At 65.1% G+C, this 15,536-nt stretch carries 17 protein-coding genes; 9 read left to right on the forward strand and 8 right to left on the reverse strand.

Annotated elements, in window-relative coordinates:
- Positions 1-8: 8 nt before the first annotated feature.
- The 6 genes from P7C00_RS20780 to P7C00_RS20805 form a co-directional block, all read right to left on the reverse strand.
- On the reverse strand, positions 9-146 hold the full coding sequence (locus tag P7C00_RS20780) for a hypothetical protein (protein ID WP_346635026.1): 138 nt from the start codon (positions 144-146) through the stop codon (positions 9-11).
- Between the two features lie 389 nt (positions 147-535).
- Positions 536-973: an Lrp/AsnC family transcriptional regulator gene (locus tag P7C00_RS20785; protein ID WP_404937274.1), complete on the reverse strand. Its 438-nt coding sequence runs from the start codon at positions 971-973 to the stop codon at positions 536-538.
- Between the two features lie 22 nt (positions 974-995).
- Positions 996-2,372, reverse strand: coding sequence for a threonine synthase (gene thrC, locus P7C00_RS20790; RefSeq protein ID WP_404937275.1), 1,377 nt, complete (start codon positions 2,370-2,372; stop codon positions 996-998).
- Positions 2,373-2,388: 16 nt separating this feature from the next.
- Entirely contained in the window at positions 2,389-3,279 is an 891-nt protein-coding gene (locus P7C00_RS20795; RefSeq protein ID WP_110652790.1) for a LysR substrate-binding domain-containing protein, read from the reverse strand.
- Positions 3,280-3,320: 41 nt separating this feature from the next.
- Complete coding sequence (locus tag P7C00_RS20800) at positions 3,321-4,757, reverse strand: amino acid permease (RefSeq protein ID WP_346635028.1); 1,437 nt, start codon at positions 4,755-4,757, stop codon at positions 3,321-3,323.
- 152 nt (positions 4,758-4,909) lie between these two features.
- Positions 4,910-6,184, reverse strand: a complete 1,275-nt coding sequence (locus tag P7C00_RS20805; protein WP_404937276.1) for a cystathionine gamma-synthase family protein — start codon at positions 6,182-6,184, stop codon at positions 4,910-4,912.
- Positions 6,185-6,431: 247 nt separating this feature from the next.
- On the opposite strand from P7C00_RS20805, the gene P7C00_RS20810 reads away from it, so the two are divergent.
- From P7C00_RS20810 to P7C00_RS20825, 4 genes are all read left to right on the forward strand, one after another.
- Complete coding sequence (locus P7C00_RS20810) at positions 6,432-6,968, forward strand: DinB family protein (protein ID WP_346635030.1); 537 nt, start codon at positions 6,432-6,434, stop codon at positions 6,966-6,968.
- A 57-nt stretch (positions 6,969-7,025) separates the two neighbouring features.
- Positions 7,026-7,346, forward strand: coding sequence for a YceK/YidQ family lipoprotein (locus P7C00_RS20815; RefSeq protein ID WP_346635031.1), 321 nt, complete (start codon positions 7,026-7,028; stop codon positions 7,344-7,346).
- 63 nt (positions 7,347-7,409) lie between these two features.
- Positions 7,410-7,667, forward strand: coding sequence for a YceK/YidQ family lipoprotein (locus P7C00_RS20820; RefSeq protein ID WP_346635032.1), 258 nt, complete (start codon positions 7,410-7,412; stop codon positions 7,665-7,667).
- Positions 7,668-7,725: 58 nt separating this feature from the next.
- Positions 7,726-8,115, forward strand: a complete 390-nt coding sequence (locus P7C00_RS20825) for a hypothetical protein (protein WP_346635033.1) — start codon at positions 7,726-7,728, stop codon at positions 8,113-8,115.
- Positions 8,116-8,151: 36 nt separating this feature from the next.
- Here P7C00_RS20825 and P7C00_RS20830 read toward each other — a convergent pair whose 3' ends face one another.
- Positions 8,152-8,925 carry an EAL domain-containing protein gene (locus tag P7C00_RS20830; RefSeq protein ID WP_404937277.1) on the reverse strand — a complete coding sequence of 258 codons (774 nt, stop codon included), beginning with the start codon at positions 8,923-8,925 and terminating at the stop codon, positions 8,152-8,154.
- Between the two features lie 249 nt (positions 8,926-9,174).
- Here P7C00_RS20830 and P7C00_RS20835 point away from each other — a divergent pair, with 249 nt between their 5' ends.
- Positions 9,175-10,176 carry an AraC family transcriptional regulator gene (locus tag P7C00_RS20835; RefSeq protein ID WP_346635035.1) on the forward strand — a complete coding sequence of 334 codons (1,002 nt, stop codon included), beginning with the start codon at positions 9,175-9,177 and terminating at the stop codon, positions 10,174-10,176.
- A 46-nt stretch (positions 10,177-10,222) separates the two neighbouring features.
- Here P7C00_RS20835 and P7C00_RS20840 read toward each other — a convergent pair whose 3' ends face one another.
- On the reverse strand, positions 10,223-10,744 hold the full coding sequence (locus P7C00_RS20840) for an SgcJ/EcaC family oxidoreductase (protein ID WP_346635036.1): 522 nt from the start codon (positions 10,742-10,744) through the stop codon (positions 10,223-10,225).
- Positions 10,745-10,916: 172 nt separating this feature from the next.
- Here P7C00_RS20840 and P7C00_RS20845 point away from each other — a divergent pair, with 172 nt between their 5' ends.
- Genes P7C00_RS20845 through P7C00_RS20860 form a run of 4 tightly spaced genes read left to right on the forward strand, consistent with a single transcriptional unit; the run spans position 10,917 to position 15,518 of the window.
- On the forward strand, positions 10,917-12,080 hold the full coding sequence (locus P7C00_RS20845; RefSeq protein ID WP_404937278.1) for a sensor histidine kinase: 1,164 nt from the start codon (positions 10,917-10,919) through the stop codon (positions 12,078-12,080).
- Positions 12,077-12,745, forward strand: coding sequence for a response regulator transcription factor (locus P7C00_RS20850; RefSeq protein ID WP_346635038.1), 669 nt, complete (start codon positions 12,077-12,079; stop codon positions 12,743-12,745). The genes P7C00_RS20845 and P7C00_RS20850 overlap by 4 nt, the downstream gene beginning before the upstream one ends.
- Complete coding sequence (locus tag P7C00_RS20855) at positions 12,742-15,069, forward strand: ATP-binding protein (protein ID WP_404937279.1); 2,328 nt, start codon at positions 12,742-12,744, stop codon at positions 15,067-15,069. Before P7C00_RS20850 ends, P7C00_RS20855 begins: the two co-directional genes overlap by 4 nt.
- Entirely contained in the window at positions 15,066-15,518 is a 453-nt protein-coding gene (locus P7C00_RS20860) for a response regulator (RefSeq protein WP_346635040.1), read from the forward strand. Before P7C00_RS20855 ends, P7C00_RS20860 begins: the two co-directional genes overlap by 4 nt.
- Positions 15,519-15,536 lie beyond the last annotated feature (18 nt).

The raw sequence follows: 15,536 nt of genomic DNA on the forward strand, positions 1-15,536 counted from the left end.
AAGCGGAATTAGAGGATCAGATCCTGGTCGCCGGGGTTGAAGGTCGGTGCAGGCAAGGGAGCGGCAATCGCCATGTGCACGGGGCCGGCCAGCAGCAGGCAAGACAAGGCACAGCACAACCTCATCCCGAGGGCGGAGATAGGCATATTCGGTCCTTCGAAAGGGCAGCAAGGGTCAAGACAGGGCGGCGATATTAATGTGCCACTATCCTGGCGTCAAACAAGCACCGAGCACCCCAGCAAACGGCGTATCCCCCCGGAATACGGGCCTTGCAGTGGGTGCCGATACTGGATTAACCCCAATAACCGACACATCAGACACTTCTGAATTTTCAGGAAAGGTTTCTTGGTAGCGGACTGTTGATCCGCCAGAGGCGTTTCTTCGAGCCATCGGCTACCCGCGCAGATTTCCACCGAAGCCATTTCAAGGCGTACCGCCCAACACCTGTTCATGAGGCATGAACGGGCACATTCCGCGGCGCCAAAAAAGCAAAAAAGCCAACACTGGTTGGCTTTTTCAAGCAGGCAGACAGCCCCTAACTCACCGAGGACAGGACAAAGGACGTGACGGTGTTTTCCACCCCGGGCAAGGCGGCGATGTCATTCCACACCCGATGCACCCGCTCCGCCGTGGCGGCGCTGACCCGCACCAGTACATCGAACTCGCCGCTGAGCACTTCGCACTGGATGATCTCCGGCATGGCACGCAAGGCCTGCAGCACTTCGGCGCCGCGCATGCGGTCGTAGCGGTAGACGAAGATCAGCGCATTGATCCGGGTGTCCGCGCCCCGCCCCTCCCCCACGCGAATGGTGTAGCCCTGGATCGCCCCGTCCCGTTCCAGGCGCTCGATACGCTGGCGCACGGCATTGCGCGACAGGTTGACCTTGGCCGCCAGCTCGGCGTGGGCGGCCCGGGCGTTGAGGGTCAGTTCGGCCAGGATGCGCTCGTCCAGAGGATCAAGAATCCGCTTCATGGGCTCACCTTGCACCGGCCCATCACCAGGACTCCAGGCAGTGCAGCAGCGCGCCAAAGTCATCCGCGGCCAGCGTCTGCCACTGCTGCGTCGAAGGCTGTGCCACCGGCTCTTGCGGCAACCCGGGGAGGCCCAGCGAGCTCAGCAGGCGCGCCGACTTGGCCGGTGCAATCTCCCCCAGGGTGACCATCGGCGCCACCAGGCTGCGGCGGTACAGGCGTGCCGCCAGAACCCCGGTGGCGGCATGGGGGTCAATGACGTAGCCGGTGTCCCGATACAGGCTGACGATCTCCTTGCCGGTCTCTTCGTCGCTGACCGAATAGGAGTCGATGATCATCCGCGCCTGCAGCCAGGCTTCGTTGTCCAGGGTCATCTCGCCGTTGTCCTCGAAGCCCTGCATCAGCACCGCCACCGCGTCCGGGTCCTGGCCATACAGCTCCCAGACCAGGCGCTCCAGGTTGGCGAACAGCGACAGGTCCATGGCCGGCGACAGGCTCTGGCTGGCCTGCCCCCGGGAATACTGGTTCTTCAGGAACAGTTGGTGCAGGGCGTCATTGCGGTTGGTGGCCACGATCATCTGAGTGATGGGCAGGCCCATTTTCTGCACGATGTAGCCGGCATAGACCTCGGCGAAACTGGCCGCCGGAACACTGAAGCCGATGGGCCGCTGGCCCCCGCCAAGTTGCAGCACGGCGTGGAAATACAGCACCAACTGGGCCATGACCCCGACCCAATTGCTGGAGTTGAAGCCGATCACCTCGTGCTCGGCCAACGGCCACTGACGCAGCAAGCGGCTGACCAGGGTCTGGCAGTCATCGAAGCTGCCCTCCACGGCGAAGCGCCACAGGCCCGGCTGGTGCGCCGCCTGCAACTGCCGCCCTTGCTGCTCGGGCACCCCGTGCTGCGGATAGAACACCATCAGTCGCGTCTGCGGGCAGTCCTTGAAGGCCTCGATGGCCGCCAGTCCGGTGTCGCCATTGGTGGCCCCCACCAGCACCCCACGCCGCTGCCGGCGCTGGAGAAAGTAGCTCACCAGTTGGGCCTGCAGGCGTGCGGCAAAGTCCTTGGCCGAACCACTGGGGCCATGAAACAGCTCCAGCAGCCACTCATTGCGATCGATCTGGCGCAGCGGCGCCACCGCACGATGGCCAAAACCGCTGTAGGCCTGCCGAAGCAGCCCCTTGAAGTCCGCCTCGGGCAGGCTGTCACCAACAAAGGGGCTGAGCACGCGAAAGGCCAGTTCGGGGTAATCCAGGGTCGACCAGTTGGCGATTTCCTGGGGGCTGAAACTGGGCAACTGCTGCGGCACATAAAGCCCGCCGTCGGCCGCCACGCCGGACAGGACCACGGTTGCGAAATCCACCTGTTCGGTGGCACTGCGGGTACTCACATAACGCATGCTTGGCTCCGGCCAGTCATTTGTAGCGATGGGCCTGCTCCACCAGCCAGGTGGAAAACTTCAGCGCATCGGGGTGTTGCTCGGCGTCGGCGCCGCGCACCAGATAAAAGGACTCGCTGGCCTCGATGCGTTGCTCGAAGGGTTCCACCAGACGCCCGTCAGCAAGCATTTCAGCGACCATCGAGGAACGGGCCAGGGCCACGCCCTGGCCCAGCTCGGCCATGCGCAAGGTCGAGATCAGGGTGTCGAACTGCATGCCCCGGGACGAGTCCACGCCACTGGCGCCGGCGCGCTTGAGCCAGTAGCCCCAGCCCTCCTCATAGCCCAGTACATGCAGCAGTTGATGCCGGGCCAGATCGTCCGGCACCTGCAGTGGCAAACGCGCCAGCAAGGCCGGGGCGCAGACCGGGAACAGGCTGTCCCAGGTCAGGCGCTGGGCCACCAGCCCCGGCCAGTGCCCGCGGCCCCAGCGGATCTCCATGTCGTCCTCGCCGTCCAGTTCCTTGACCCAGATATTGCTGATGTAGCGAAGGTCCACCTGGGGCTGGGCCTGCTGGAAGGTCACCAGCTTGGGGGCCAGCCAGTGGACGAAGAACGCCAGGCTGCCGCGGACCTTGATCGGCCGGTGCTGGTGCTGGCCGAAGATTTCGTTGGTGCCCACCGCCAGCCGGGTGATGGCGTCCTGCACCACCGGCAGGTAGGAGCGCCCTTCCTCGGTCAGGTCCAGGCCCCGGGGCAGGCGCTTGAACAGCGCCACCCCGAGGTGGCTTTCCAGTTGGCGGATCTGCTGGCTCACCGCGCCCTGGGTGAGGAACAGTTCCTCGGCGGCGTGGGTGAAGTTCAGGCAACGGGCGGACACTTCGAAGGCGCGCAGCCAGTTCAGCGGGGGCAAGCTTTTCTGCTTCATGGCCTGGCTCTCATGGACACCCTGGATACCGCTCCCGTCCTTCAGCCTTGCAAGGCATCGGACGAGCGTGCCAGAGGTGCCAGGGCCAGGCGCCGCTGGCGGCTACTGCGGGTAATGTAATACACGAAGTAGCACCAGGCGATGAAGGGCAGACCGAAGTACAGGGCCACCCGCTGCTCGGGATCAAAACCGATGCCGACACAAGCCAGGGCGCAGCAGAACAACGCCCCCAGCGGCACCCAGGGATAGCCGCGGACACGGAACTTGAGCTCGCGAACATCACCGCCGTTGGCCACATAGTGACGGCGAAAGGCGATCTGGCTGGCGGCGATGCTCATCCACACCACCACCACCGCCAGCCCGGAAATCGACACCAGGGCCAGGTAGATGGTGTCCGGGGCGAACACACTGCTGAGCAGAGAGGCCGCACCGCCGGCCATGCTCACGATGATCGCGTTGAGCGGCGTGCCCATGCGGGTCAGGGCCGAGAACTGCTTGGGCAGATGGCCCTGGTCACTCAGGGTCCAGAGCATCCGCGAGGCGGCGTACAACCCGGAGTTGGCGGCGGACAGCAGCGCGCTGATGATCACGAAGTTCATGATGTCCGCCGAGTACGGAATACCGATGTAGGTGAACACCGTGACGAACGGGCTTTCCACCAGGCCGGCCTGCTCCCGGGGCAACAGGGTGGCGAGGACGAAGATGGTGCCGACAAAGAAGATCGCCAGGCGCAGCACCGTGGTGCGGATCGCCCGTGGCACGTTGCGTTGCGGGTCGCGGGTTTCGCCGGCGGCAATGCCGATCAGTTCAGTGCCGGAGAAGGCGAAGGACACCGCCAGCAGGGTCATGGCAATCGGCATGAAACCGGTGGGGAACAGCCCCTCACGAGTGAAGTTGCTCAAGCCGATGCTGTGGGCCTGATCGATGTTCAACAGGCCCAGGATCGCCCCGCCACCCACCGCCAGGAACACCAGCACGGTGATCACCTTGACCAGCGACAGCCAGAACTCGGTCTCGGCGAACAGCCGCACCGAGACCACGTTGGACAAAAACACCACCATGGCGAACAGCGCGCTCCAGATCCACACCGGGGTGTCGGGGAACCAGCGGGCCATGAGGATGCCGGCGGCGGTGAATTCCGAGCCGATGGCCACGGTCCAGGTCAGCCAGTACAGCCAGGCCACGGTGTAGCCGGTGCCGGGGCCGAGAAAGCGCGTGGCGTAGGTGCTGAAGGAGCCGGTCTCGGGCATCTGCACCGCCAGTTCGCCGAGGCACATCATCACCATGTACACCATCAGCGCGCCGATGATATAGGCGATCACCGCCCCCAGGGGGCCGGCCTGGTTCACCGTGTAGCCGGACGTGAGGAACAGCCCGGTGCCGATCACCCCGCCGAGGGCGAGCATGACGATGTGCCGGGTCTGCATTTCTTGCTTGAAGCCGCCGCGCAAGTCGGTCTGTTGTTCTTGTAGGGACATGATGGTTCTCATGAAAGTTGTCAGGGCAAGTCTCAATTTCTGCGACTGTGGAAATGGGCAGAAAACAAATCGGATGCCACCAGGTTTTTATTGTTATTCCTCTTCATGAAGCCCCCACGGGCTGCCTTGCTGTGGGGGTGTTGCGCGCTCTTTCAGTGGGCGACCTCGGCCCGGGCATTCAGGGAAGGGACGGCGTCGGGCGCCGCATTCTGCTTGAGGGATTGGCGCAGCCAGGCAAAGGCCTGTTGCAGGTCTGCCAGCAGGTCATCGGTGTCTTCGATGCCCACCGAGATCCGCACCAGGCCTTCGGAGATACCCAGGGCCTGGCGCTCTTCCAGGGTGTTCTCCACATGGCTGGTGGTGCGGGCCGGGCCGTAGATGGTTTCCACCGCCCCCAGGTTGCCGGCGCAGTGGGCATAGCGCAGGCGCGGCAACAGCAGCTTGACGCTGTCCATGCCGCCCGCCAGGACAAAGCTGACGATGGCGCCAAAGCCGCGCATCTGCGCACAGGCCACGGCGTGGTTCGGGTGGCTGGGCAACCCTGGGTAATTCACCGCTTCCACCAGCGGCTCGTTGAGCAGGAACTGCGCCAGTTGCGCCGCGCTGTGCTGTTGCTGACGCATGCGCAGGGCCAGGGTCTTGATCCCGCGGATGATCAGGTAGGCTGAAAACGGATCGAGGCTGGCACCGTTGATTTCCCGGTAGTGACGCACCTGGCTCATCAGCGCTTCGCTGCCGCAGGCCACGCCACCGAGCACATCGCCGTGGCCGCTGAGGAACTTGGTAGCGCTGTGAATCACCACATCCACGCCCAGCGCCAGGGGGTTCTGGTTCAGCGGCGTGGCAAAGGTGTTATCGGCCACCACCAGGGCGCCGACCTTTTTCGCCGCGCTCACCAGACGCTGGATATCGACGATCTTCAGTGTCGGGTTGGTCGGGGTCTCCAGGTACAGCAGGTCGCAGCCCTTGGCGATCTCGGCTTCGATCTGCTGCTGGTCGAAGGTTTCGCAGAGGGTCACGGCCACGCCCATGCGCGGCAGGAACTCTTCGAAGATCTTGTTGGTGCCACCGTAGCTGTCCTTGGTGGATACCACTCGCTGACCGTGGCGCAGAAAGCTGTAGAGCACGCCGCTGATGGCCGCCATGCCGCTGCTGAAGGCCACCGCCGATTCGGCGTTTTCCAGGTCCCGCAGCTTGGCTTCCAGGGTCTCCACCGTGGGGTTGCTCATGCGGCTGTAGATGAAGCCCGGAGCCTTGCCCAGGGCCACGTCGTACCACTGGTCGATGTCGTCATAGCCATAGGCGGCGCTGGCGATAATCGGCGTTTGCGTGGCGTTGTAGGGATGACGGATCTGCTCTCCGCCCCAGACCACCCGGGTGGCGGTTCCGGGATTTTCCAGCCCTGTGCGTTCAGGTTTTTTATTCATTGCAACGGCTCACCATAAAGGGTGCGCGGCTTGTTGCCGCGCTGGATCTGGTGGCCAATATAGAGAAAAGCCCAAGCCCCGAGAAACGATGTTATCGGGGCCAAAGGGGCGTTTTTTTTAATGCCTCGAAGGCCTGGAAAACGCCCATCGCACGGGCATTTTCAAACCGCCCTTGCGCGCCGGCCATCCTCCTTGCGAAGCTGATGCCCGCCTGATCGAGCGCCCTACACCACCACAAGGAACGGCCATGAACCGCACCGAACACCTGAACCTGATGGCCCGCTACAACCAATGGATGAACGCCAAGCTGTACAACGCCGCCATGAGCCTGCCCGAGGGGCAGATCGTGCTCGACCGCCAGGCATTTTTCGGCTCGATCCTCGGTACCCTCAATCACCTGCTGGCCGGTGACACGATCTGGCTCAAGCGTTTTGCCCAGCACCCTGCGCAGCATCCGGCACTGGCCCCTCTGCAGCAGGTGGCCCAGCCACAGGACCTCAAGACCCTGCTGTTCAGTGACCTGCGCGGGCTCTGGCAGCAGCGCCAATGGCTGGACCAGTTGATCCTCGATTTCAGCCAGTCCCTGAGCGAGACCGACCTGGACAGCAGCCTGCATTACGCCAACACCCGGGGCGTGGTCGCCGAGCGCAACTTCCATGCCCTGCTGGTGCATTTCTTCAATCATCAGACCCATCACCGAGGCCAGGCCAGCACCCTGTTGACCCAAGCCGGCGTGGACATCGGCGATACCGATCTGCTGCTGTTGATTCCATCAGCGATCTGAGCGGGTGCCGATTATTTATTCGAGCCTATCTAGCGTGCGTCCCAGGCTTCTGCGACGATGCGCGCGGCAAAAATCTGCTCGCTAAGGAATGGCATCATCAAAGCCCTCAACGCTGTACTTCTGCTGTCCCTGCTGTCCCTGACGGGCTGCGGCACCCTGATCGCCCGCACGCCCAACGCCCATACCGGCTACGACTACTACAAAGGCACCCAGGCCAATATCGAGCTGCTGACCATGCGTGGTTCCAGTGGCTACGACGGCTACGCCACGGTCTTCTGCTGGGTCAGCATCGTCTGCCCGGTGGTGGCCATTGTCAGCCTGCCGGTGGATGCCGTGGCCGACACCGCGCTGCTGCCCTATGACGCGATGAATCACTGATCCGCGCCGCCCCCTGTCTCAACCCTGCGTGGAAGCCTGATCATCCGAATCATCCCTAGCCTGTTGCTGCTCAACACCCTGCTGCTGAACGGTTGCGGCACCTACATGGCGCGCAGCGGCCATGATTGGCGTGACGATCGCTATTACCGCGGCACGACGATGAACGCGCAGATACTCACCGGCTATGACATGGGCTACGCGGGCATGCTCACCGGCATCTGCTGGGTGAGTGTGGTGTGTCCGATCCTGATGGTCGCCAGCCTGCCCCTGGACGCCGCCGTCGACACCGTGCTGCTGCCCTACGACGCGAGCAAGCCCTGAGCCCCGCCCCAACCGCTACCTGAATGGAATCCCGATCATCCGAATCATCAACTACCTGTTGTTGCTCAACACCCTGCTGCTGACTGGCTGCGGCACCTACATGGCCCGCGGCGGCAGCATGGACTGGCGCGACGATCGCTATTACCGCAGCACCAGGACCAACGCGCAGCTGCTCACCGGCTACGACATGGGCTATGGACGCATACTCACCGGCGGCTGCTGGGTGACGGTGGTGTGCCCGATCCTGATGATCGTCAGCCTGCCCCTGGACGCAACGCTCGACACCGTGCTGCTGCCCTACGATGCGTTCCAGCCGGAGCGGCCCAAGCGCGACATGCACGTCAGGAGCCGGCCGGTGCCCGAAGAAGACCTGCCTGCCTTGCCCCTCGGTGCGCAGGTGCAGGATCCAACGGCCAACACCCCACCCATTACCCCCCATCCCGACTGAGCCGCCGGCCATCCCCGGCCCCTGGCCCAAGCACCGCTACGCCTGATCCGGCGCGCAAAGCTCCGCCACCCGCTGCTCCAGACAGCAGCGCCGGCCGAGGCGATCCACCTGCGGGCGACCGAACAGATAGCCCTGCCCCCACTCGCCACCACAGGCCGTGGCCAGGCTCTGGTCGGCAGCAGTTTCGACCCCTTCGATGATCACGCAAGGCGCCAGAGTCTTGCACAGCTGCACCAGGTGGCTGAGGGTCTGGGCGCTGTTGAGTTCGCCACGGGCGCGCTGGATGTAACCCTTGTCGATCTTGACGATATCCGGCCGGGTCTGGCGGATGAATTCCAGGGTGCCCAGGCCCGCCCCGAAATCATCGATGGCCACCCGGCAGCCCAACGCCCGCAGGCACAGGACGAATTCGCTGGCGGCCTCGATGCTCGGCGGCGTGGCGCTTTCGGTGATCTCGATCACCAGCCGCGCGGCCACGGAAGGAGCCTCCTGCAACAGCTCGATGATGGTGGACCAGTAGTTGTCGATGATCGCGCTGCGGGCCGAGATGTTGCAGCCCAGGCGCAGGCGTTCGTCACGCTGCAGACCCTCGATCACACAGAGCACCACGCTGCGGTCCAGCTCGCGCATCACCGGGTGTTTCTCCAGCAGCGCCAGGGGATAGGCATCCCCGCCCTGGGCATCGACCTGGCGCAACAGCCCTTCGTGGTAAAGCACCCGGCTGCTGTCCGGCAGCCATACCACCGGCTGGAACGCCAGCATCAAACGGCCTGCGGCCAGTTCGCGATAAAAGTCTTTGCTGCTTTGCATGACAGATCCATAGGCAAGACAAAGGCGCACCCCGACAAGCAGCACCCGACGAACCGGCCGTCGTGGTCACTCAAGGGTCCCTGCCCGACCATGATCGACCCTCCCTCGCCCCTTGAGGAAGTGTTCCCGGATACCTTTCGCTTGTCCTCGGAAACCCTGGCCTCGGCTTAATCGTCTGCGGCCTTTTGTTTATTGCAATCATGCAAAAGGCCTCATCGATATCATTTAGCCATTAGTTCAGGAAGACCTATGCACAGAATGACCAGCGCCAGCTTTCGGGTGCTTGCCGATGTCATGAGAGAGGGCGGCGCCAATGTCGATGCCCTGCTCAAACAGTTCGGCAGCAGCATCCAGGACGTTGATGAAAACCCCAAGGGCGTCAGGCTGGAACTGGTCTATCAAGTCATGGGCGAGGCGACCCGGCGCACGGGCAATCCGGATCTCGGACTGCTGGCCTACAGCAAGGCCCATCCGGCCAACCTCAAGGCGCTGGGGTATGCAGTGATGTCCTGCGCAACCCTGGGGGCGGCCCTGCAACGCCTGGTGGACTATCACGCGCTGATCAGCAATGGCTTCTGCATGTGCCTGGAGCGCAATCCCCAGGCGCTGAAACTGATAGGTTTCGATGTCACCGCCGCGCCCTCGCTGATGCCCCGGGCCGTGATCGACGCCGGCACGGCCCAGACCCTGGGCCTGCTGCACTGGCTGCTGCCCCAGCACAAGCCCCGCCCACTGGCTGCGGCCTTCACCTACCCCGAGCCTGCGGATACCCGGGCCCTGCGGCGCCTGCTGGGGGACAACCTGCAATTCGCCGCCCCCCACAACAGCCTGACCTTCAGCCACCAGGACTGCGCCATCGCCCTGCCCACCGCCGACCCGGCCCTGGATGTGCTGCACATGGAATACGCCCGCAGCCGGCTCAACGTGCTGCTCAGCGGCTCGATGACCGCCCGGGTGCGCCGGGCCCTCTCGGAATGCCTGGCCCGGGGCGCCCCCAGCGACCTGCCGCACATCGCCGAGCGGGTCGGCGTCAGCACCCGCAGCCTGCAACGGCGCCTGGGCCATGAAGACGTGCACTTTTCGGCCCTGCAGGATGAAGCCCGGTTGATGCTGGCCCACAGCTTCCTGCGCAACTCCATGCGCAGCGTCAAATACATCGGGGCGTTACTGGGCTTTCGCGACCAGAGCAGTTTTCACAAGGCCTGCATGCGCTGGTTCGGCATGACGCCCGGGCGTTACCGCGAGCAGTAAGGCAAACGCCGAGCACAGGCTCGGCGCAAGAGGTGACGCGGATGAATCAGTGGCTGGCCTGCAACTGCGGCTGCACTTGCGGCATGGCCGAAGAGTGGTGGTTGAGGATCTTCCACTGCCCGTCGAGGCGCTCATAGAGGAAAGTGTAGCGAGCCTGGACCTGCTGCTGCTTGCCGTCAGCGGCGGTCAGCGTGAAGGTGTAGACGCCGCTGTCCATCGCCGCGTCCGGGCTCAGGTGACGGATCTCGCGGTAGTTGATCTGACCGACCGGCTTGGACGCCAGGAAATGCTCGAAGTAGTCCTGGATCTGCGCGTGGGTGCTGCGCACCTGGTTGGAGACGGTCGGTTGCAGCACCGCGTTGGGCGCATAGAGGCCGACCACGGCTTGCGGATTGCCGGTCTGCAGGGCGCTGTTCCAGCGATCGAACAAGCCGGCGATTTCCCGGTCTTGCACATTCTGCGGCTGCTCGGCCACGGTGCGGTACACGTAAGGGGTGGCTTCCAGGGCCTGGGCCAGAGGGGCGCCCAGAACGAAGAACAGGGCCAGGGCGGTGGTTTTCAGTTTCATTGGCAGACTCCAGTGGGTTTCAATGAGCCACACTGTGCCAAGGGCCGCCGCCCGCGCCATCGGCCAACTGGAGCCATCGGCCTATGCCATTCGGCAGATAGGCGCAGCCCAGGTCACAGGGTCTAATGCCCCGGCCCGCTCAATCACACCGACGCCCCGCTGGAGTCCTGTCATGTCCACCCCGCCCCTCGATCCCGGCAGCGCCCTGGCCCTGCGCAGCCAGTACCGGCAATCGCAAAGCCGCGCCGCGCGCCTGCGCCTGCTGGTGGACACCGGCCAGGAACTGCTGCAACTGCCTCCCGAGCAGATGCGCCTGCGCGTCGTGCAGCGCGCCTGTGCCTTTGTCGCCATGGATCACGGCGTACTGCTGGAGTGGAACGCCGACGGCGTGGTCCGCACCACTGCCGAGCATGGCCACGGCGAGCGCCTGAAGGCCCTGCGCGCCCTGGCCGAGCAACCCCAGTGGCTGGCACGCCCGGTCACGGAGCCGGCTTCGGTACTGCGGGTGTTGTTGCACCGTGCCGATGGCCAGGCCTTTGGCGCCCTGCTGCTGGCCAACAGCGTGCCCATCAGCGCGCCGGACAGCGAAGACCTGGAATCCCTGCAACTGCTGGCCACGCTGCTGGCGGCGCACCTGGAAAACCAGCGTCTGTTGCAGGACCTGCAAGCCCGGGAACGCAGCATGTCGGAACTGGTGCTGCGCCTGTTCAGCGCCCAGGAAGATGAGCGCAAGCGCGTCGCCTATGACCTGCACGACGGGCTGGCCCAAACCCTGGCCGGGTTGCATCAGCGCCTGCAAGGTTTCGCCGGGCGCTGCCCGTCACTGCCCAGCGAGTTGAACGACGAACTGCAGACCATCCTGCAACTGGCCCAGGGCTGCGTCGGCGAGGGCCGACAACTGATCGGCGGCCTGCGGCCCCACGTGCTCGACGACTTCGGCCTGCTGCGGGCCATCGACCGCGAGGCCGACCGCCTGCGGGAGGCGGGCCTGAGCGTGCACTGGGAGCAGCGTTGCCCGGAGCGCCTGCCGGGGGCCGTGGAAATCGCCCTGTTCCGCATCGCCCAGGAAGCCATCAACAACATTCTCAAGCATGCCCGGGCCGACGAGGTGCGCCTGAGCCTGGCCATGGAAGACCGCCACGCCCTGCTGCGCGTCAGTGACGACGGCTGCGGCTTTCTCAGCCTGGCGACCCAGGGCGTTGAACAACTGGGACAGGTGGCCATGCACGAGCGCGCGCACTTGCTGGGCGGTCATTTCACCTGCCATAGCCAACCCGGCCAAGGCACCCGGATTCAGGCCCGAGTGCCGGTTCAACCTGTGGAGCAACCTGTATGAGCGAGGTAATACGCCTGGTCCTGGCGGACGACCATGAAGTGACCCGCACCGGTTTCGTCGCGCTGCTGGCGGGCAACCCGGAGTTTGCCGTGGTGGGTCAGGCCAAGGACGGCGAAGAAGCCCTGGTGCTTTGCGAACGCTTGCGCCCGGACATCGCCATCCTCGATATCCGCATGCCGCAGCTCAATGGCCTGGGGGCGGCGCGCCTGCTGCAACAGCGCCAACCCGAGGTCAAGGTGGTGATCTTCACCATGGACGACAGCCCCGATCACCTGGAAGCGGCGATGGCAGCCGGCGCCGTGGGCTACCTGTTGAAGGATGCCAGCCGCGATGAAGTGATCAGCGCCCTGCAACGGGTGGCCCAGGGCGAGGAAGCCCTCAACAGTGCGGTCAGCGCCCGCCTGTTGCGCCGCATGACCGAGCGTGGCAACGGCACGACGCCCCAGGCCCAGCCCCTCACCGCCCGGGAGCGCCAGGTGCTGGGTCTGGTGGCCGGCGGTTTCAGCAACCGCGAGATCGGTGAAAAACTCGGCATCACCACCGGCACCGCCAAGGCCCATGTGGAACGGGTGATCGGCAAGCTGGGCGCCGCCGACCGCACCCAGGCCGCCGTGCGCGGCATTGCCCTGGGGCTGGTGGCCCAACCCGGCGGGCAATGGCCATGAACCTGTTGAGCGCCCGGCGCTGGGCGGACCTGCCGCTGCGGGGCAAGGCGCTGGTGGTGATCTCGCTGCCGCTGGTGATCCTGCTGCTGTCCCTGGTGCTGATCTACAGCACCGAGCGCCAGACTGCCCGGGCCGAAGAAGACGTGCGCCGGGTGCTGCTGGTGCAGGGCGACATCCAGACCGTGCACACCCTGCTGGCGGAAGCCGCCGCCAGCGTGCGCGGCTACCTGCTGACCCGGCGCGAAGACTTCCTCCCCGCCTACCTTCAAGCCCGGCCGCAGATCGAGGCCGCCCTGCAGCGCCTGGACCAGAATGTGCGGGATGCGCGCATGCGCGAGTACCTGCAAGCCATCACCCCGCTGATCCACACCAAGCTCGATGGCCTGGTGGCCCTGCGCAATGGCAGCCGCGACGACGCCGACACCGTGACTGCGATCCTGATCGACAACAAACAGGTGCTGGACGTGCTGCGGGAGAAGATCAGCGCCATGCGCGTGCGCGAAGACGCCCTGCTGGCCGAGCGCACCGAAGCCGCCGTGGCGACCCGCATGCGCCTGCTGTTCGCCACCCTGTTGGCCGCCGGTTGCGGGCTGTTCGGCGCCATCATCGCCGTGCTGTTGCTATCCCGGGGCATCGTCACCCGGGTGCAGCAGGTGCAGGGCAATGCCCAGCGCCTGGCCCTGGGACAGCCGCTGCTGCCGCAAGCCCCGGAGCAGGATGAAATCGGCCAGCTGGGCACCCGCCTGGTAGAGGCCGGGCAACTGCTGGCCGAGCGCGAGCGGGCCCTGCGGGACAACGAGGAACGCCTGCGACTGATCATCGACGGGGTCAAGGACTACGGGATCTTCGCCCTGGATACCCAGGGCCGAGTCACCACCTGGAACGTCGGCGCGGAACGGATCAAGGGCTACCGCGAACAGGAAATCATCGGCCGCCACTTCTCCCTGTTCTACCTGCCGGAAGAATGCCCGCAGCACCCGGACATGGCCCTGCGCGAAGCCACTGCCCACGGCCACTACATGGAAGAAGCCTGGCGCTGCCGCAAGGACGGCAGCCGCTTCTGGGCCAGCGTGGTGATCACCGCCCAGTACGACGCCAGCGGCGCCTTGCGCGGTTTCTCAAAGATCACCCGGGACATCACCGACCGCCGCGCCGCGGAAATCGCCCTGGGCACCGCCCGCGAGGAAGCGGAAAGCGCCAGCCGCGCCAAGAGCGAGTTTCTCTCGCGCATGAGCCACGAACTGCGTACCCCGCTGAACGCCATTCTCGGCTTCGCCCAGTTGCTGGACATGGATTCCACCGCCGGCCAGCGGCCCCAGGTGGGGCACATCCTGCGGGCCGGGCAGCACCTGCTGGGGCTGATCAACGAGGTCCTGGACATCGCCCGCATCGAAGCCGGACGCCTGCCGCTGAACGTCGAGCCGATCGCCCTGAAGGCGGTGCTGCATGAAGCCCTGACCCTGGTTTCGCCGATGGCCGCCGACGCCGGTATTCACCTGGCCCCGCTGCCGGAACTGCCGGCGGACAGCGGGGTGATTGCCGATCGCCAACGGCTGATCCAGGTGCTGCTCAACCTGCTGTCCAATGCCATCAAGTACAACCGCAGCGCCGGCCAGGTGAACATCGAGGTGGCGATCGACGAGCCGCGCCTGCGTATCAGCGTCATCGACACCGGCGGCGGCATTGCTGCCGATCACTTGGAGCGCCTGTTCAAGCCGTTCGAACGCCTGGATGCCGACCCCAAGGTCGAAGGCACCGGCCTGGGCCTGGCCCTGAGCAAGAGCCTGCTGGAAATGATGGACGGCGCCCTGGACGTGCACAGCACCCCGGGCAGCGGCAGTTGCTTCACCCTGGAACTGCCCTTCGTGCGCCTGGCCGATGCGGCCGACGGGGCCTCCTTCAGCGCCCCGGTGCTGAACGTGCCGGCGCCACAACCCGCGAGCCGTTACCAGGGCAAAGTGCTGTGCATCGAAGACAACCTGCAAAGCCTGGCGCTGATCGAAACCCTGCTGCAGCGCCGTCCGGGGATTCAGTTGCTGTCGAGCATGCAGGGGCAGATGGGCCTGGACCTGGCCCGCCAGCACGCACCGCAGATGATCCTGCTGGACGTCAACCTGCCGGACCTGCAGGGCCTGGAAGTGCTGCAACGCCTGCGAGCCTCCGCCATCACCGCCACCACACCGATCCTGATGATTACCGCCGACGCCAGCGAGCTGACCCAGCGCACCCTGCGCGAAGCCGGGGCGACGGCGATCCTCACCAAACCGATCCATATACCGGCGTTCCTCGCCCACCTCCAAGCCTGCCTAGCGGAGCCCGTATGACTGCCGATATGCGCATCCTGATTGTCGACGACCAACGTCCCAACCTCGACCTGATGGAACAACTGCTGGCCCGGGAAGGGTTGCACAACGTTCTGAGCAGCACCCAGCCGCTGCGCACCCTGGAGCTGTTCAACAGCTTCGAGCCGGACCTGGTGATTCTCGACCTGCACATGCCCGAGTTCGATGGCTTTGCGGTGTTGGAGCAACTCAACCGACGGATTCCGGCCAACGACTACCTGCCGATCCTGGTACTGACCGCCGATGCCACTCGCGACACCCGCTTGCGGGCCCTGGCCCTGGGCGCACGGGACTTTATCAGCAAGCCCCTGGACGCTCTGGAGACCCTGTTGCGGATCTGGAACCTGCTGGAAACCCGAGCCTTGTACAAGACCCTGCGGACCCTGGTGCCGCCGGAGCAGATCGAACTGCTGCGCCCGTCAAGAACCTGAAGCCCGCGGCCCCCTGCG

Source organism: Pseudomonas sp. JDS08PS003 (assembly GCF_045013505.1).
GTDB classification, from domain to species: Bacteria; Pseudomonadota; Gammaproteobacteria; order Pseudomonadales; family Pseudomonadaceae; genus Aquipseudomonas; species Aquipseudomonas protegens_B.